The following is a 16,579-nucleotide window of genomic DNA, read 5'->3' on the forward strand; positions in this document are numbered from 1 at the left end:
ACCGAAGCATTAGTGGCACTGGCCCGCAAGCTTGCCCGAGTAGTATTCGCCCTGCTGAAGAACCAGAGCGAATACTTACCGAAGGGCATTTAAGGGGTAGCCCTGCACCATAGAATCTCCCACAGGGTTCTCTGTATTGCCCGAATCCGCGTAATAAAAAACGCCCCTGATCGCAAGACCAGGGGCGTTTTTTGTCAGGCGCGAAGGTTACTTCGCTTTGACACCTTCAAACGAGATGTACAGCTCAACGGCGTCGGATTGCGGACCCAGGTCCATCATCTTGCCGAAGTCGGAGCGCTTGATGCTGGTGGTGCCCTCGAAGCCAGCACGGTAGCCGCCCCACGGGTCCTTGCCTTCGCCCAGGAACGTGGCCTTGACCACGATTGGCTTGGTCACGCCGTGCAGTGTCAGGTCACCCATCACATCTGCAGTGTCTTTACCATCAGCGTTCTTGCCGGTGGGCTTGACGCTGGTGGACACGAACTTGGCATCGGCAAACTTGCCTACGTCCAGGAAGTCCTTGCTGGCGATGTGCTTGTCGCGTTCGGCGTGGTTGGTGAACACGCTGGCGGTACGTACGTTGAACTCGATCTTGCTGGCTTCAGGCTTGGCGGCGTCAAAGCTGAACTTGCCGTCGATGTCCTTGAAGGTACCGGTAATGTAGCTATAGCCCAGGTGACTGATCTTGAAGTCGACAAAGGCGTGCTGGCCTTCCTTGTCGACGACGTAGTCAGCAGCCATGGCCTGGCCGGCCGACAGCAGGGCAGAACCGATTGCCAGGGCGGCGAGCGTCTTTTTCAACATGCTTTCTATTCCTTTGGAGTCGAGGTTGAACATCAGGCTTGGCGTCCCAGCATTCGCTTGAGGGTCGCGTCACGGTCGATAAAGTGGTGTTTCAATGCTGCCAAGGCATGAAGGCCGGAGAAAATGACCAACGCCCACGCCAGGTAGAGGTGAATCTGGCCGGCGACGTCTGCCTGATCGGGCAGTCCGGACACCAGCGCAGGAACTTCAAACAGACCAAACACCGGGATCCCGACACCGTCTGCGGTGGAAATCAGGTAACCGGCAATCATCACGGCGAACAACCCGAGATAGAGGGCGCTATGACCGAGCTTGGCGCTGATGCGGGTCAGCCAGCCATAGGTTGGCAGGGTCGGTGGCGGCGGGCTGACAACGCGCCAGATCACCCGCAGCAACATGGCCGCCAGCAGCACCAGGCCGATGCTCTTGTGCAGGTCCGGCGCGTCTTTGCGCCAGGCGCTGTAGTAATCCAGGCCGACCATCCACAGGCCCAAGGCGAACAGCCCGTACACCGCCAGAGCAACGCCCCAGTGCACAGCGATACTGACCCAGCCATAGCGAGAAGAAGAGTTGCGAAGCTGCATTGCTTATATCCTGTAAAAACTGCGCTCAAGACTAGCGAGTTATCTATCGATTTAAAGCGGAAAATTTCGCTTTGAAATATCGAGAAATACGATCATCAGTCTGGAAGGGGTGGGTTAAGGAAAGATTAAAGCGAAACGGTGAGTGATGGCGAGGGGGTTAGGCAGCCTTTAGGGGCCTGCATGGACCTCATCGCGAGCAGGCTCGCACACAGGAGACCGCGCAGAGGCTGTCACCGCCGTCCAACTATTTTTACCATGCAATATATATTGCCATTTCCACTTTTACCCTTGATCAAATAAGCGCTCAACAACTCATTGAACAAGGTGAACAAAATGGCTGTTCCTTATACCCCTTTCAAAGCTAGCGGTTCGCCGCAATTACCCCTAACCAGACGATCTCGCCGGGGCAATACCTAAAATCAAGCAATGGCCGGTTCCGATTAATATTGCAGGCCGATGGGAACCTGGTAATCAAGGAGGGCGAAAAAATCATTTGGACGGCAAATGAGAAACAACCTTACAGCGCCACGTTGTATCCAAGGAGGATGAGTGCGCGTTTGCAATTCGTTGTCAGCAACAGCGGCTTTCTACATGATCCGTCCAGACGGCGATTGTGGATCGCCGAAAGCACCCACAGCACAGACAAATCTCTTTGGTACAACACTTGTATGACCATGCAGGACGATGGAAACCTGGTCATTTTTGACATGCGAACAGGGAATCTTTGCTGGGCCCGCTATGGCTTCGTCCCGGGACGTATGTCCAAGCCAAAGCGGGTCAAAATTTTATTTGAGAACTTTGAAATTAAAACTTGGTCGATTTCGCTGCCGCCTCTCTAGAGTCACTTATTGACGCACTCAGGCCTGTAAGGATCCATGTCGCATCTATAAACTAATTGAGGATCGTGCTTTTTCAGAACCATATGGCCATCAGCAGTGCAACCACTGACACCGAATACTGCCAATAGCATTAAAGCCGCTATCAATTTCATGTTAACTCCAGCTTTCACGAGGTGAAAATTTTGAATTATTAGTTTACCGAGCACTCAGGCCTATATGGATCGATGGAGCATTTGTGTGCTAGCTGCGGATCTCTTTTTGGAATCATCGGAATCGTCAAAGGATCTCGGCATTCGCCATACATACATCCATATATCGAAGCCAATACGACCACTGCCATTAGTATTTTCATACGCGCTCCTGTTTTTGGAGGAGCCTAGATTTGTGGCTTGGTGCGCGCTATCGCCTGCTTCCGGTTAAAGGGTGGGAAGTTTCCGATATATCGCCAAGGCGTGTAGGACGTAGCGCTTATTAAGCGATGCCGGGCTTTGAGTGGCGCCGCCGGTACGCTTGATGCTGGATAAAAAAACGCGGCCCTTGAGCCGCGTTCTTTCCACCTGATCGTTACTGAGCCTTGGTCTCAGTCGCCGCCGGTGTTGTCGCTGCCGGCTTGGCCGCCGGTTTCTTCGCCGGAGTGGCTTTCTTCACTGGCGTTTTTTTAGCCGGGGTCTTGGCGGCTGGTTTCTTCGCCGCTGGTTTGGCCGCTGCTTTCTTGGCTGGCTCAACCTTTGCCGGGGCTGGTGCAGGTGGTTCCACCGGTGCCGGCGCAGGAGCGGGTAAAGGTGCTGGAGCAGGCGCTACCGGTTCCGGTGCCTTGACCGGCTCTGGCTTCTTGTCATCGTCCGAGCCACCAAACAGGTTGCTGAAGAAGTTGCCCTTCTTCGCCGCCACTGCACCAGCAGTCGCCGTTGCAGCAGGCGCGACCTTGGGAGGTTCAAACGACTTGCCCGCCGCCAGGCCTTCAACCTGGCTGGCGGCCCGCTGGCCGCTGCGCAACGCACCTTCCAGGGTGCCCGGATACAGGGTGTCGGTGTGTTCACCGGCAAAGGCTACGCGCTGCAATGGCTTTTCCCACAGGCGCCAGTACTTGCTGATCTGGCCCGGGCCAAAGGCCAGGTACGCGCCGCCCATGGACGGATCGGTGCTGTAGCGGCGGATTTCATAGCCGGTGAACGCGCCACGGGCCTGTGGATAAAATGCGTGCAGGCGGATCAGTACCTGATCAACCATCTGCTTGTCGCCGAACGCCTGCATCACCCGGGCGTTGTCACCGGACAGGTTGATGACCACGTTGGCACCGCCCTTCATGGCCGGCTCGATCCACATCATGCCCAGGCCGGCGTTGCTGTAGATCTCGCCCGACATGCGCGCCTTGCTGTCCCAGACCGGATTCTTGAACTTGAGCATGATCTGGTCGCGCCAACCGTAGTTGGTGCCCTTGATGGCGCCTTGATGCTGGGCGTCCAGGGCCGGGGTCAACTGGATCTTGTTCAGCGCCCGCAGCGGCACCGCCAGCACCGCGTAGTCAGCCCGGTAGCCAACGGCGCCAACCTTGACGGTTACCCCGTCCTTGTCCTGGGAGATGGCCGACACGGGCGAATTGGTCTTGATGGTTTTCAGTTGCTTGACGAACGCCTGGGCCAGGACCGGGCTGCCCCCGAGCAGGCGCGAGGCCCGCCGGTCGCGGTCGGACACGCCGCGATAGACGCGGTTCTGCTGGGCGAAATACAGCAGCGACAGACGCGAAGGTTCGTCATAACGGGTGCGAATTTCCTGGTTCACCAACTGCCGCGCCGTGACCGGCAATTGCAGGCGGTCAAGCCAGTTGGACACGCTGATCTGGTCCAGCGCGTGCAGCGTATTGGTGGCCGCCGGGTTCTGCGGGTCTTCGATGGAGCGCGCCAGGTCGTCCAGGGTGGCTTCGTAGCGCTTGAGGGCTTCGGCAGTGGCCGGCTGTTTGGTCGCCAGGTCCGCGGCGGTGAAGTAAATGCCGTCAATCAGGTAGCTGGGGGTACGCACGAACTCCGGCGCCGGCGTGGTGCTCAGTTTGAAGGTCGAGAGGTACTTGTTCAGCACTGGCTGCGTTTTCTCGTTGCCGATCCACTCACTGGTGGCCATGCCCGAACGACCGCCCAGGCTCGGTTTGGCTTCCAGCAGCGTCACGGCCCAGCCTTTGTTCTGCAATTCATAGGCCGCCGTGAGCCCCGCCAGGCCGCCGCCGATGACGATGGCCGTCGGTTGTTTGTCCTTGGCCAGCGCCGAAACGCTGAACAGCCCTATCATCACCAGCGCCCAGGCGCGCAGCCAACCAGCAGACATTCAACGAACTCCGGATTAAAACTTGGGAAACTTCAGCTTTCGAGCCAGTCGGCTCTCGGTTTTTCGAGCCAGTCGGCTCAGGGAACAGCGAAGAATACGTCAGCCATCAAAACGCCGCCAGCGACGTCTATCGCCTCGTTCAAAGCAATGGGAATGACACAATGGGTTGTCCGCGGGGCCGCCATTGCATAGGCTTGCGCGATTGTTTTGCCCGCGCCCGCCGCGAGCCGCCTCGAGGAGACTGTACATGGGCCTGAATAACCAGTGGATGCAACGCGACCTCGCGGTGCTATGGCATCCCTGCACCCAGATGAAAGACCACGAACAGCTGCCACTGATCCCCATCAAGCGCGGTGAAGGCGTGTGGCTGGAAGATTTCGAAGGCAAGCGCTACCTCGATGCCGTCAGTTCCTGGTGGGTCAACGTCTTCGGCCACGCCAACCCGCGCATCAACCAGCGCATCAAGGACCAGGTCGATCAGTTGGAGCATGTGATTCTCGCCGGCTTCAGCCATCAGCCGGTGATCGAGCTGTCCGAGCGGCTGGTGAAGATGACGCCCGAGGGCCTGACCCGGTGCTTCTACGCCGATAACGGCTCGTCCTGCATCGAAGTGGCGATGAAGATGAGCTTCCACTACTGGATCAATCGCGGCCGGCCGGACAAAAAGCGCTTCGTCACCCTGAGCAACAGTTACCACGGCGAAACCATCGCGGCGATGTCGGTGGGCGATGTGCCATTGTTCACTGAAACCTACAAGGCGTTGCTGCTGGACACGATCAAGGTGCCGAGCCCCGACTGCTACCATCGCCCCGAAGGCATGGGCTGGGAAGAACATTCGCGCAACCTGTTCGCGGCCATGGAACAGACACTGGCCGAGCATCACGACACGGTGGCGGCAGTGATCGTCGAACCGCTGATCCAGGGCGCCGGCGGCATGCGCATGTACCACCCGGTGTACCTGAAGTTGCTGCGCGAGGCCTGCGACCGCTATGGCGTGCACCTGATCCACGATGAAATCGCCGTTGGCTTCGGCCGTACCGGGACGATGTTCGCCTGTGAGCAGGCCGGTATCACGCCGGATTTTCTCTGCCTGTCCAAGGCCCTGACCGGCGGTTACCTGCCACTGGCCGCATGCGTGACCACCGACGAGGTCTACAGCGCGTTCTACGACGACTACCCGACCCTGCGCGCCTTCTTGCACTCCCACAGCTACACCGGCAACCCGCTGGCCTGCGCGGCGGCCCTGGCGACGTTGGATATCTTCGAAGAAGACAACGTCATCGAAAACAACCAGGCCCTGGCCCAGCGCATGGCGAGTGCCACCGCGCACCTGGCCGATCACCCGAACGTCGCCGAAGTGCGCCAGACCGGCATGGTGCTGGCCATCGAGATGGTCAAGGACAAGGCCAGCAAAACCGCTTATCCGTGGCAGGAACGGCGCGGCCTGAGTGTGTTCCAGCATGCCTTGGAGCGTGGTGCGCTGTTGCGCCCGCTAGGCAGCGTGGTGTATTTCCTGCCGCCCTATGTCATCACCCCGGAGCAGATTGATTTCCTCGCCGAAGTGGCCAGCGAAGGCATCGACATCGCCACCCGGGACAAGGTCAGCGTAGCGGTGCCGAAGGACTTCCACCCGGGTTATCGCGATCCGGGCTGACACTGCGATGCGCTGTTGGAACACTATTCGTCGCACCGAACCCCTGGGCTCTGTAGGAGCTGGCGAAGTCTGCGATCTTTTGATCTTTTGATCTTTCGCTTGAGACTCAAGTGTATTGGGAAAGATCGCAGCCTCGTTGCACTCGACAGCTCCTACATAGCTCCTACATAGCTCCTACACAGCGCCTACACATTTAACTTTTCCAGAGATTCAGTATGAGACTGTCCCGCTTCTTCATCGACGCCCCCCTGAGCCTCGGCGACCACGAACTGCCTGAAGCCCAGGCCCATTACATCGGCCGGGTGCTGCGCATGGCCGAGGGCGATGCGGTGCAGGTGTTCGACGGCTCGGGCCAGGAGTTTCGCGGCACCCTGGCCGAGGTCGGCAAGAAACGCGTGCGGGTGCAATTGGACGCGCAGTTCGCCGGACAACCTGAATCGCCGCTGCGCATTCACCTCGGCCAAGGCCTGTCCCGAGGCGAGCGCATGGATTGGGCGATCCAGAAAGCCACCGAGTTGGGCGTCAGCGAGATCACGCCGATTTTCAGCGAACGCTGCGAAGTGCGCCTCAAGGACGAGCGCGCCGACAAGCGCCTGCTGCACTGGCGCCAGGTGGCAATCAGCGCCTGCGAGCAATGCGGGCGCTCGAGCGTGCCGGTCATCCACCCGCCCCTGCTGCTGGCCGACTGGCTGAAGCAGACCGCGGCCGAGCTCAAACTGGTGCTGCATCCTGTGGCCGAGCCGCTGGTCAGCCATGACAAACCGTCGACCCTCGCATTCCTGATTGGCCCCGAGGGCGGCATGTCGGACGCCGAAGTCGAACAGGCCAAGACCGCCGGCTACCACGCCGCCCGCCTCGGCCCTCGCGTGTTGCGCACCGAAACCGCGCCGGTGGTGGCGCTGGCGGTGGCGCAGCAGTTGTGGGGGGATTTCTAACTCACTGCAGATTCTTCAACCACAGGTGTTCATGCGTCAGAGCACATAGAACAAAATCGCCACGAAGTGCAGCAGGCTGCCGGCGATCACAAACAGGTGCCAGATGCCATGGGCGTGGCGCAACCGCTGGTCGAGGGCGAAAAAGATAATGCCCACGGTATACAACACGCCGCCCGAGGCCAGCCAGGCAAACCCGGCGCTGCCCAGGGCCGCCAGCAGCGGCTTGACCGCCACCAGCACGATCCAGCCCATCACCGCGTAGATGACGATCGACAGGACCCGCGCTTCGGAACGCGGCTTGATCTCCTGCAAGATCCCGATCAGCGCCAGCCCCCAGACGATCCCAAACAAGGCCCAGCCCCACGGCCCACGCAGGGTCACCAGGCAGAACGGGGTGTAGCTGCCGGCAATCAGCAGGTAGATCGAAAAGTGATCGACCTTCTGCATGATTGCTTTTTTGCGCCCGCGCACACTGTGGTAAACCGTCGAAGCGCTGTACAGCACCAGCAAGGTGAACCCGTAGATCGCCACGCTGACGATCTTCCACGGATCACCCGTCATCCCGGCAATCACCAGCAACCACACCGCCCCGATAAAAGCCGCGACCGCCCCGACCAGGTGCGTCCAGGCGTTGAGTCGTTCCCCGTGATACATCCAGTCCTACCTCACATTCCAGAACAGACGCCAAGGCTCAGGCCTGGCGCGTCAAAGTGCAATGCTTTGCTTGCTGTGGGAGCACGACTTGCCCGCGATGAAGGTAACTCGGTTTCGGCAAAACCGCGTCGCCTGTTTCGCGAGCAAGCTTTGTTCCCACAGGGCACAATCGGGCAATACGAATAAGAGTCCGCCCCATGCTGATCGACGAAGAACTGACCCTGAAGAAACTCGAGGTGTTCCTGGCCTTCATGCGCACCGGCAACCTGGCGCGGGCGGCAGCCGAGTTGCAGACCAGCAATGTCAGTGTGCACCGGGCCATTCACTCGCTGGAGAGCGCCCTGCGTTGCCCGTTGTTCAAGCACGAAGGCCGCAACCTCACGCCGCTGGAAAGCGCTTATGTGCTGGAAGAGCGGGCGCAGAAGCTGATCCAGGACGTGGTCGAAAGCGTACGCCTGACCCGCGAAGCCGCCGGCTTCTCCGCCGAACGCTTCAAGCTCGGCTCGCTGTATTCGTTGACGGTCAAGACCGTACCCCAACTGATCATGGGCCTGAAAATCCGCCGCAGCGAGCTCAATATCGACCTCATCCTGGGCTCGAACATCGACCTGCTGTACAAGCTCAAGAACATGGAGGTGGACGCGATCCTGATCTCCCTGGACGACAGCGTGAACGACCCGGACTGCGAGCATATCGAGCTGTTTTCTGATGATATTTTCCTCGCCACACCGGCCGATTCTCCCTTTGCCCAACGCACTGAAGTGGATCTGGCCGAGGTACGCGACGAGACGTTCATCACCTTGACTCAGGGTTTTGCCACGCATCAGGACGGTATCCGGGTGTTCAAACAGGCGGGGTTCGAGCCAAAGGTGGCGATGCAGGTCAACGACATCTTCACCCTGCTGAGCATGGTCAGCTCCGGGGTGGGCTATGCGTTGCTGCCGGGGCGAATTGCGGCGGTGTATGAAAACCGGGTGAAATTGATCCCGTTGCAGGAAAGGTATCGGCTACAACAGCGCATTGGCGTGGTGTTCCTGAAGGCCAAGGAGCGTGACCCGAATTTGCTGGCGCTGTTGGCTGAGTGCCGGATGTATGCCAATCGCCAGGCTTGACACCAAGTCGCCCCCTTCGCGAGCAGGCTCGCTCCCACATTGGATCGGTGTTCACACATCCCCTGTGGGAGCGAGCCTGCTCGCGATCAGGACAGCCCGTTCAGCGAAGATTCAAAGCCCTACCCCATCAACCCCCGCATGATCAGAAACAACAACGAAGGCCCCAACAAGCACCCAAGCGCCGTATAGAACGCCGCCGTCAGGCAGCCATACGGCACCAGCTTTGGATCGGTGGCCGCCAACCCACCGGCCACACCGCTGGAGGTGCCCATCAAGCCACCGAAAATTACCGCACTGCGTGGATTATTCAGGCCAATCAACGGTGCCACGAATGGCGTCGCCACCATCACCAGGATGGCCTTGATCAACCCGGCGGCAATGGACAGCGCCATCACTTCGGAACTGGCACCAATCGCCGCTCCAGTCACTGGCCCGACGATGTACGTCACCGCCCCGGCGCCAATGGTGGTCAGGCTCACCGCATCGGTGTAACCGAAGGCCATCGCCACGCCCACCCCGGCAATGAACGACGTAGCGACGCCGACAAACAACGCCAGCACCCCGACGAAGCCGGCGCGCTTGAGTTCTTCGACACTCACGCCAAACGCCGTGGCGACGATGGCGAAGTCCCGCAGCATCGCACCGCCCAGCAAGCCGATCCCGGACAGCAGCGGAATGTCCACCACGCCCTTCTGCCCACCGGTCATTGCCCCGCCAATGTAGGAGAGCACCAGCCCCAGGAGAATGGCGATGGCCGAGCCATGCAGGCGGCCTTTGGTGAACGTGTCGCTGATCCAGTAGGACACCCACATGGTGATGCCTACAATGGCAAAACCGCTGATCAGGCTGTAACTGGTGATGACTTTCATCATGGATTCGTACATGGCAATCACCCGACCGTCTTAACGGAAACATCAGCCTGAGGCCCTTTGTTGCCAATGCGCACCAGCACCGGCACCATCGCAAAGGCAATCACCACCGCCAGGGTCCCGGCCAGAATCGCCATCGGTCCCCCCTTGAGCGCGCCGTAGACGTTTTGCTGCGCCGCCATCGCGACCACGATGGGAATGTAGATCGCACTCCAGAATTCCACGCCGGCCTCGGATTTGCCCTTGAACAGGCCGCGCTTGCTCAGGTAGCTGCCCAGGCCGATCAACAACAGCATCGCAATGCCGACGCCGCCGACGTTGGCCGGCACGCCGATCAGCTTGCCCAGCAGCTCACCGATAAAAATACCCGCCAGGGTACAAAAGGCCAAAAATGCCACACCGTAGATAATCATTGTTGTAGTCCTCAAAGTGCATCGTCGAAGTTGTTGTTTTTGTGCTTCGCCAGCTTGAGTCGGTGGTTTAGGGGTGGCGGTTTCCCTCCTCACGCAACAGCGCCTGCAAGGTGTCGAGCCGGGCACCGTCGAACGCCATGACAGTGCCCTGTTCGAACACCCGGCGCGCCAGGGCGGTCAGCACCGCACCGGGCGGCAGCTCGATCTGTAATCGCACGCCGCGCTCGTAGGCGCTTTGCACCGTGCCGCGCCAATCCACCACGCGGCACATGTTGAACGCCAGGTCGTCGCGCAAGGCCTCGGCGTTGATCACCGGTCGCGCACGGCTACCGCTGAGATAACCCAAGGCCGGCGCTTTCAACGGCACGTCGGCAAATGCCTGGGCCAATGCCCGGGCCGGTGCTTCCAGCAACGGACAATGGGACGGCACGCTCACCGCCAGCCGACAGGCCTTTGCGGCACCCAGGCTTCGCGCCTGCCTGGTAACGTTGCTCATGGCCTCGTCGCTGCCGGCGATGACTACCTGACTATCCGCGTTGATGTTGGCCAGGTAGACCGGGGGGCTGTCGCTGTGCACCTGCGCCAGTAACGCTTCCACTGCCGCGAGGTCCAGGCCGATGATCGCGCTCATGCCGTAGCCTTGCGGATACGCCTGCTGCATCAATTCGCCGCGCAGGCTGACCAGCCGCAACGCATCCTCGAACCCCAGCGCACCCGCCACCACCGCCGCTGGATACGCGCCGATGGACAGCCCCGCGACGTAGTCCGGCGCCGGGGCCTGTTCCAACAGTTGACGGGACGCCGCCACGCCGGCGATCAGCAAACACAGCTGAACCGCGCGGGTCGACTGCAACGCCTCGGCGCTGTCCAGTTGCAACACGTCCTCACCGAGCACGTGACCTGCCTCGTCGAGGACTTGCGGCGCCAGATCATGGAGCATGCCCACGCGCTGCGCACCCTGGCCGGGAAAGACGAAGAGGCTACTCACGCGACGGGCTCCAATGAAGGCTGCCAAGGATCGCTCACCAGCCGTGCCTGCACATCATCCTTGAGCAAGACCCGCCGCGACGACCCCGCCCACTCGCGCAAGGCGACGGCACCGCAGGGCGTTTGCAATTGCAGGTCCACGACGCAGACCGAGGCCTCCAGTTGCGCCAGCAATTCCTTGGCCTGGAGACGATCCAGAAAATGCGGCATCCGCAGAATCAAATCCAGGTCGCTGCGTTCATGCAGCGCCTCGACGCCCGTGGCGAGCTCAAAACCGGCGCTGCCGCTGACGCCCCAGACCCAGCCACTGGCATCGAGCAGCGGGCGCAGCCGGGACAGCGCCTGCAGGGCCGGCACGTGGCGAGTCGACGGGACGTGACAGAGGTCTTCCGGCCGAGCTCGACGGGAAATCGCCGCGACCGCCATCGACGTTGCATAACGCTGTTCGCGCAAGCGCCCGCGCACGCCGACCGCGATTTGATCCGGTGCCGTCAGCGCGCGCCGAACCACCGCCGGTTGAGCGGCGGCAATCGATTCGACCACCCATGCCGGCGCACCCGCAGGCACCTGCTCCGGGGTCATCCCCCAGAGCAGGTCATGGGCCAGATACGTATTCACCACTGCGCTCTCAGTAGCTGGCGCACGGTGCTGGAAGCCGCGCGATGGGTCGCACCGAGGCGACTGCTCAAGTCCCGAGATGCCCCGGCAACATCGTTGATCGCCTGTTGCAGGCAATCCGTCACCCGGGCCAGATCCGCCGCCGTCGGGTGCTCGATCTGCGCCACCGACAAGGTTTCCCACAACAGACCCAAACTGGCAAAGCTGTCGATGTCGTAGGCCATCGGCGGCACACTGGCAGCCAGCGCCTCAAGCGCCTCGACGCTGCGCAAAGTCACCCGCGCCGCCGAGGCCTTGCCCATGGCGTGGACCATCACGCCCGGGTCACGCAGGGCAATCAGGCGGTTGGCCTGGTAGCCGTGGGCCAGGAACGCCCCCGACATGGCCTTGCCCACCAGCAAACCAATCACCGGATGCCCGGCCAGTCGCGCACGGGCATAACTGTCCGCCGCACCGGCCAAGGCCTGATGAATGCCCAGGGCTTCTTCGCGCCGGCCATAGGCCTGGCTCGGTACATCGATAATGGCGATCAGCGGGCGCTTGTTGACTGCATCGCGGTCGGCGTCAATGGCGTCGTCCACCGCTTTAGCCAAACCCCAGCCCTCCAGCAAACCGACTTCGCCATTGCGAGCACGGGGAAAGCGACTGTCGGGATCCGCCACCACCGCCAGCAGGCGCACGGTTTGCTCGCCCAGCCTGACGTCAGCGCCTTTCAACGAAGCCGGCAGGCCTTCCAGCGGTTTGGCGTCGCTACCCAAGGCCTCGAACCAGCGCAAGCCTCTCAATGAATAGGCACTCATGAGCGTTCTCCCTGATACAGCTGGCGAACCGCGGCCGGTTCGATTTGCACGTCAGTGTCCAAGCGGGCCAGGCGTTGCAGGAACAGCTCGGCCTGGCCGCTGCGGTGTTGTGCCGGAACGCCCAGGTGCAGCAACTGGCCGACCTGTTGGCGGATCTGCTTCACATCGTCGGCCACATAACGGTCCACCAATCCCGTGGCGAACCGCTGTTCACCGCCGGTCAGGCTCCAGATGAACGGCCGGTCACGGGAGTCGTATTCGTCGATCCCGGCCTCCTGTTCAATCACTTGTGGGCCGTTCAGGCCCAGCCGCGCTTCCTGGGTCACCAGCAGATAACTGCACAGCCCGGCGGCGATGGACATGCCACCAAAACAGCCGACGCTACCGGCCACCACGCCGACCACCGGCTGGTATTGGCGCAGGTCGACAATCGCCGAATGAATCTCGGCAATCGCCGCGAGCCCGAGGTTGGCCTCCTGCAAACGCACGCCGCCGGTTTCCAGCAGCAATACGGCGCGGGTCGGGATACCCTTGCGGTTGTCCTGCGCGGCCAGTTCCAGCGCACCGGCAATCTTCGCCCCGCCGACTTCGCCGAGGCTGCCGCCCTGGAACGCGCCTTCGATGGCGGCAATCACCACGGGCAGGCCGGCGAGCGTACCCTTGGTGATCACCACGCCGTCATCGCTTTGCGGCACCACGCCCTGGCGCAACAGCCACGGCGACATGACTCGCTGGAACGGGTCGAGCAACTCGCGAAACGTACCGGCATCGAGCAAGGACTTGGCCCGTTGCCGAGCACCGAGTTCGACGAAGCTGTGCTTGTTGAGCAACGCGGCACTGTCAGTCATGGCCGATCTCCTCGAAGCCTTGCTCCAGGCGCAAACGCACCACGCCAGGGGTGGCGCCGAAATCGTGGATGTCGATGGACAAGGCCGGCGGTGTCTGGCCGTCGAACATCCGGGCGAACAGGTGCTGCCAACGTTGTTCACTGCCGTTGACCGAGGTCTGCACCTGGATGGTCAGCTTGCCCGCCACCCCGGGCTCGATCAGCACTTCCAGGTCGCCCGAGCCGACACAGCCCACCAGCGCCCGCCCCCGTGGCGGCTGCCCGGCAGGGAATTCAAAGGATAAGGTTTCCATCAGCACACTCCAGGGAAGAGGCCATCGCCGCGTTCGATACGGTCAAGGAACAGGCAGGCGGCGAGCAGGTCGGCAGCGCCACCGGGCGAGGCATTCAAGGCGATCAGTTGTTGGTCCAGCGCGTGCAATTGGCGACGACCACCCAGGCTCGCACTGCCACCGGCATCGAGCACCGCCTTGGCGCCCTGTTGCATGGCCTGCAAGCCCGATTCACCGGCGCGATAAAGCACGCAGGTATCGGCCAAGGTGGTCATGATCGCCAGCAAGGCATCGAGCCGGGCATTCTGCTCACCCACGCCCGCCGCGCGACTGCGCTTGAGTTGCGGCAGGCCCAGGCCGGTCACCGCCGGGAACGCCAGCTGTGCTTCTTCCCGGGCACCGCGCACGCCGTAGCGCTGAGCCACCTGGGCGCCATGGCTCAAGGGTTGAGGCGCATCGCGGTCGTTGAGCAAGGCCAGGCGGGCAGCACGTAAAGTGACGGCGCCAGCGACGCAGGATTCAGGTTCCAGCGCTGCCGCAGCGACCAACAGGCCCAAGGCCCAGATCGCGCCCCGGTGTGTGTTGACGCCGCCAGTGGTGGTGAGCATCGAAGCTTCACCTTCACGACCGATGCGCCCGAGGGCTTCGCGTAACGGTAGGCCGATCTCGCCACAGTCGAGGGCGGCTTCGGCCATTTCCTTGAACGCCGGCCACAGCGACAGTGCCGAAGCGTGCATCAGGCCCAAGTGCAGGTCGGTGTGGGCACCATTGCCACGACGGTCCACCAAGGCCGGTTTAGGCGAGAGGTCGGCTTCGTCGATCAGCGCATCCACCGCCATATCCGCCAGGCGCTCGGCCAACGACAGTTTGTTCGGTTGCAGGTTGAAGGCGTGCATTTACCAGCTCCTGAACTTGGCGGGCGGGTTGTAGAGGCCACCGGACCACTCCACCAGGTCGGCCACGCTCTTGGCCGCGAGCAGTTCGCGGGTGGCGTCGGTGCGGCGGATGCCGAGGTCTTCGGGCAAGGCAATCAGCCCTTCGCGGCGCATGCGCGCGGTGTCTTTCGGGTTATGGCGCAAGCCAATGGCCGTGACGCCGGCCACGGCGGCGATCATTGCCTGGCGCTCTCCCAGGGAGCGGGCCTTGTACAAGTAGGCAATGCCCTCTTCGGTCAGCAGATGGGTGACGTCATCGCCGTAGATCATGATCGGTGCCAGGGACATGCCGGCTTTCTTCGCCACCTCCACCGCATCGAGGGTCTCGACGAAGGTCGGTTTGCCGCCCTCCTGGAACGTCTCGACCATCTGCACCACCAGCTTCTTGCCGCGTTCGAGCAGCGGTGCCTCGCCATCGCCGTGGCGCATATCGAGCCAGGCCGGCGTGCCGTGACGACGGCCGCGCGGGTCGTGGCCCATGTTCGGCGCACCGCCGAAGCCGGCCAATCGGCCGCGGGTCACGGTGGAGGAATGGCCGTCGCCGTCCACTTGCAGGGTAGCGCCGATGAACAGGTCCACCGCGTACTGCCCGGCCAGTTGGCAGACCATGCGGTTGGAGCGCAGCGAGCCGTCGTGGCCGGTAAAGAACACGTCCGGCCGGGCGGCGATGTAGCTTTCCATGCCTAGCTCGGTGCCAAAGCAATGCACACTTTCAACCCAACCGCTTTCGATGGCCGGGATCAGGGTCGGGTGCGGATTAAGGGTCCAGTTGCGGCAGATTTTTCCCTTCAGGCCAAGGGATTCGCCGTAGGTCGGCAGGATCAATTCAATGGCGGCCGTGTTGAAACCGATGCCGTGATTGAGGGACTGGACGTTGTGCTTTTCGTAGATCCCGCGGATCGCCATCATCGCCATCAACACATGCACAGGCTTGATGTGGCGCGGGTCGCGGGTGAACAGCGGCTCGATGTAGAACGGCTTGTCGGCCACCACCACGAAATCGACCCAGGACGCCGGGATGTCGACTCGCGGCAGGTCGCTGACGTCATCCACCAACTGGTTGACCTGGACAATGACGATGCCGTCACTGAAGGCCGCCGGCTCGATCAGCGCCGGCGTGTCTTCGGTGCTGGGGCCGGTGTAGATATTGCCTGCGCGGTCGGCCATGAAACCGGCCGAGAGCACCACATTGGGAATCAGGTCCACCACCAGCCGGGCATAGAGTTCGATGTAGGTGTGGATCGCGCCGATTTCCAGCAGGCCGTCTTCGAGCAACTGGCTGATGCGCAGGCTCTGGGTGCCGGCGAAGGAGAAATCGAGCTTGCGGGCGATGCCGCGTTCGAACAGGTCCAGGTGTTCGGACCGCCCGACGCTGGGCATGATCATGTGCAAATCATGCAGCTTGCTCGGATCGGCCTTGGCCAGGGAGCGCGAGAGGAAATCCGCTTGCTTCTGGTTATTGCCCTCCAGCACCACACGATCGCCGGGCAGGATCAACGCTTGCAGCGCGGCAACGATCTTGTCGGTGGGCAGCACCACACCGTCAGCAAGCCCCTTCACCAGCCCGAGACGCCGCTGCTTTTCGCTGCGCCGCCGCGTCCAGCGCGAGTCAGGGGATATTGTTATTGTCATGACCACTCCACGGGTTCGCTGTCGTGGGGCTCACCTTAGGAGTGTTATGGCGCGGGCATCAATCAAGCTCGACGATGGATCGTTACGGTAGGAGTAATGGTTGAACGCCATCCTGCTGGGAGCGAGCTTGCTCGCGATAGCGGTAGGTCAGCCAATGGAGTATCGAATGTGCTGCCGCCATCGCGAGCAAGCTCGCTTGTATGGTAGGACTTGAAGGGAGGAGGAGGGACAAAGCTCGATTCTGACTGTTAGCCGCAGTACAGACCGTGGGAGATTTCACCCCTCCTCCTTTCACCCAAGCGCCG

At 61.6% G+C, this 16,579-nt stretch carries 16 protein-coding genes; 3 read left to right on the forward strand and 13 right to left on the reverse strand.

The features are described 5' to 3' along the window. Positions 1-207 precede the first annotated feature (207 nt). The 3 genes from AACY31_RS27280 to AACY31_RS27290 form a co-directional block, all read right to left on the reverse strand. A complete protein-coding gene (locus tag AACY31_RS27280) occupies positions 208-804 on the reverse strand; it encodes a YceI family protein (RefSeq protein WP_058544210.1) in 597 nt (198 codons plus the stop codon). A 32-nt stretch (positions 805-836) separates the two neighbouring features. Continuing rightward, a complete protein-coding gene (locus AACY31_RS27285; RefSeq protein WP_339505445.1) occupies positions 837-1,388 on the reverse strand; it encodes a cytochrome b in 552 nt (183 codons plus the stop codon). A 1,403-nt stretch (positions 1,389-2,791) separates the two neighbouring features. Beyond that, positions 2,792-4,546 (reverse strand): flavin monoamine oxidase family protein, encoded by a 1,755-nt coding sequence (locus AACY31_RS27290; protein ID WP_339477515.1) that lies wholly within the window; start codon positions 4,544-4,546, stop codon positions 2,792-2,794. 247 nt (positions 4,547-4,793) lie between these two features. Between AACY31_RS27290 and AACY31_RS27295 the strand changes: the two genes are divergently transcribed. Together AACY31_RS27295 and AACY31_RS27300 are read left to right on the forward strand one after the other, a co-directional pair. Continuing rightward, on the forward strand, positions 4,794-6,200 hold the full coding sequence (locus AACY31_RS27295; protein WP_307572453.1) for an adenosylmethionine--8-amino-7-oxononanoate transaminase: 1,407 nt from the start codon (positions 4,794-4,796) through the stop codon (positions 6,198-6,200). Positions 6,201-6,415: 215 nt separating this feature from the next. Further along, on the forward strand, positions 6,416-7,135 hold the full coding sequence (locus tag AACY31_RS27300; protein ID WP_339477525.1) for a 16S rRNA (uracil(1498)-N(3))-methyltransferase: 720 nt from the start codon (positions 6,416-6,418) through the stop codon (positions 7,133-7,135). A gap of 36 nt (positions 7,136-7,171) precedes the next feature. On the opposite strand, the gene trhA is transcribed toward AACY31_RS27300, so the two are convergent. Beyond that, complete coding sequence (trhA, locus tag AACY31_RS27305) at positions 7,172-7,789, reverse strand: PAQR family membrane homeostasis protein TrhA (protein WP_339477526.1); 618 nt, start codon at positions 7,787-7,789, stop codon at positions 7,172-7,174. Positions 7,790-7,986: 197 nt separating this feature from the next. Here trhA and AACY31_RS27310 point away from each other — a divergent pair, with 197 nt between their 5' ends. Continuing rightward, on the forward strand, positions 7,987-8,901 hold the full coding sequence (locus tag AACY31_RS27310) for a LysR family transcriptional regulator (protein ID WP_339477528.1): 915 nt from the start codon (positions 7,987-7,989) through the stop codon (positions 8,899-8,901). A gap of 119 nt (positions 8,902-9,020) precedes the next feature. Here AACY31_RS27310 and madM read toward each other — a convergent pair whose 3' ends face one another. The 9 genes from madM to mdcA all read right to left on the reverse strand — a co-directional run bounded on the left by madM (position 9,021) and on the right by mdcA (position 16,274). Further along, positions 9,021-9,785 (reverse strand): malonate transporter subunit MadM, encoded by a 765-nt coding sequence (gene madM / locus AACY31_RS27315; RefSeq protein WP_339477529.1) that lies wholly within the window; start codon positions 9,783-9,785, stop codon positions 9,021-9,023. 5 nt (positions 9,786-9,790) lie between these two features. Beyond that, positions 9,791-10,183, reverse strand: a complete 393-nt coding sequence (madL, locus tag AACY31_RS27320) for a malonate transporter subunit MadL (protein ID WP_339477531.1) — start codon at positions 10,181-10,183, stop codon at positions 9,791-9,793. A 67-nt stretch (positions 10,184-10,250) separates the two neighbouring features. Beyond that, positions 10,251-11,171 carry a malonate decarboxylase subunit epsilon gene (mdcH, locus tag AACY31_RS27325; RefSeq protein ID WP_339477533.1) on the reverse strand — a complete coding sequence of 307 codons (921 nt, stop codon included), beginning with the start codon at positions 11,169-11,171 and terminating at the stop codon, positions 10,251-10,253. After that, positions 11,168-11,791 carry a malonate decarboxylase holo-ACP synthase gene (locus AACY31_RS27330; protein ID WP_339477535.1) on the reverse strand — a complete coding sequence of 208 codons (624 nt, stop codon included), beginning with the start codon at positions 11,789-11,791 and terminating at the stop codon, positions 11,168-11,170. The genes mdcH and AACY31_RS27330 overlap by 4 nt, the downstream gene beginning before the upstream one ends. After that, positions 11,785-12,588, reverse strand: a complete 804-nt coding sequence (gene mdcE, locus AACY31_RS27335; RefSeq protein WP_339477537.1) for a biotin-independent malonate decarboxylase subunit gamma — start codon at positions 12,586-12,588, stop codon at positions 11,785-11,787. Before mdcE ends, AACY31_RS27330 begins: the two co-directional genes overlap by 7 nt. Further along, the gene (locus AACY31_RS27340) at positions 12,585-13,436 is read right to left on the reverse strand and encodes a biotin-independent malonate decarboxylase subunit beta (protein ID WP_339477539.1); all 852 of its coding nucleotides are present in this window, start codon (positions 13,434-13,436) and stop codon (positions 12,585-12,587) included. The genes mdcE and AACY31_RS27340 overlap by 4 nt, the downstream gene beginning before the upstream one ends. After that, positions 13,429-13,728, reverse strand: coding sequence for a malonate decarboxylase subunit delta (locus AACY31_RS27345; protein ID WP_339477541.1), 300 nt, complete (start codon positions 13,726-13,728; stop codon positions 13,429-13,431). Before AACY31_RS27345 ends, AACY31_RS27340 begins: the two co-directional genes overlap by 8 nt. Then, positions 13,728-14,603: a triphosphoribosyl-dephospho-CoA synthase gene (locus tag AACY31_RS27350; RefSeq protein WP_339477542.1), complete on the reverse strand. Its 876-nt coding sequence runs from the start codon at positions 14,601-14,603 to the stop codon at positions 13,728-13,730. The genes AACY31_RS27345 and AACY31_RS27350 overlap by 1 nt, the downstream gene beginning before the upstream one ends. Then, the gene (gene mdcA / locus AACY31_RS27355) at positions 14,604-16,274 is read right to left on the reverse strand and encodes a malonate decarboxylase subunit alpha (RefSeq protein ID WP_339477543.1); all 1,671 of its coding nucleotides are present in this window, start codon (positions 16,272-16,274) and stop codon (positions 14,604-14,606) included. Positions 16,275-16,579 lie beyond the last annotated feature (305 nt).

Origin of the sequence: Pseudomonas sp. RL_105y_Pfl2_101 (genome assembly GCF_963970585.1) — a bacterium.
Classification (GTDB): Bacteria; Pseudomonadota; Gammaproteobacteria; order Pseudomonadales; family Pseudomonadaceae; genus Aquipseudomonas.

Excerpts from the sequence above, each read along its gene's own strand:
- AACY31_RS27280 (WP_058544210.1), bottom strand. The coding sequence starts at position 804 with ATGTTGAAAAAGACGCTCGCCGCCCTGGCAATCGGTTCTGCCCTGCTG.
- AACY31_RS27285 (WP_339505445.1), bottom strand. The coding sequence starts at position 1,388 with ATGCAGCTTCGCAACTCTTCTTCTCGCTATGGCTGGGTCAGTATCGCT.
- AACY31_RS27290 (WP_339477515.1), bottom strand. The coding sequence starts at position 4,546 with ATGTCTGCTGGTTGGCTGCGCGCCTGGGCGCTGGTGATGATAGGGCTG.
- AACY31_RS27295 (WP_307572453.1), top strand. The coding sequence starts at position 4,794 with ATGGGCCTGAATAACCAGTGGATGCAACGCGACCTCGCGGTGCTATGG.
- AACY31_RS27300 (WP_339477525.1), top strand. The coding sequence starts at position 6,416 with ATGAGACTGTCCCGCTTCTTCATCGACGCCCCCCTGAGCCTCGGCGAC.
- trhA (WP_339477526.1), bottom strand. The coding sequence starts at position 7,789 with ATGTATCACGGGGAACGACTCAACGCCTGGACGCACCTGGTCGGGGCG.
- AACY31_RS27310 (WP_339477528.1), top strand. The coding sequence starts at position 7,987 with ATGCTGATCGACGAAGAACTGACCCTGAAGAAACTCGAGGTGTTCCTG.
- madM (WP_339477529.1), bottom strand. The coding sequence starts at position 9,785 with ATGTACGAATCCATGATGAAAGTCATCACCAGTTACAGCCTGATCAGC.
- madL (WP_339477531.1), bottom strand. The coding sequence starts at position 10,183 with ATGATTATCTACGGTGTGGCATTTTTGGCCTTTTGTACCCTGGCGGGT.
- mdcE (WP_339477537.1), bottom strand. The coding sequence starts at position 12,588 with ATGAGTGCCTATTCATTGAGAGGCTTGCGCTGGTTCGAGGCCTTGGGT.
- AACY31_RS27340 (WP_339477539.1), bottom strand. The coding sequence starts at position 13,436 with ATGACTGACAGTGCCGCGTTGCTCAACAAGCACAGCTTCGTCGAACTC.
- AACY31_RS27345 (WP_339477541.1), bottom strand. The coding sequence starts at position 13,728 with ATGGAAACCTTATCCTTTGAATTCCCTGCCGGGCAGCCGCCACGGGGG.
- AACY31_RS27350 (WP_339477542.1), bottom strand. The coding sequence starts at position 14,603 with ATGCACGCCTTCAACCTGCAACCGAACAAACTGTCGTTGGCCGAGCGC.
- mdcA (WP_339477543.1), bottom strand. The coding sequence starts at position 16,274 with ATGACAATAACAATATCCCCTGACTCGCGCTGGACGCGGCGGCGCAGC.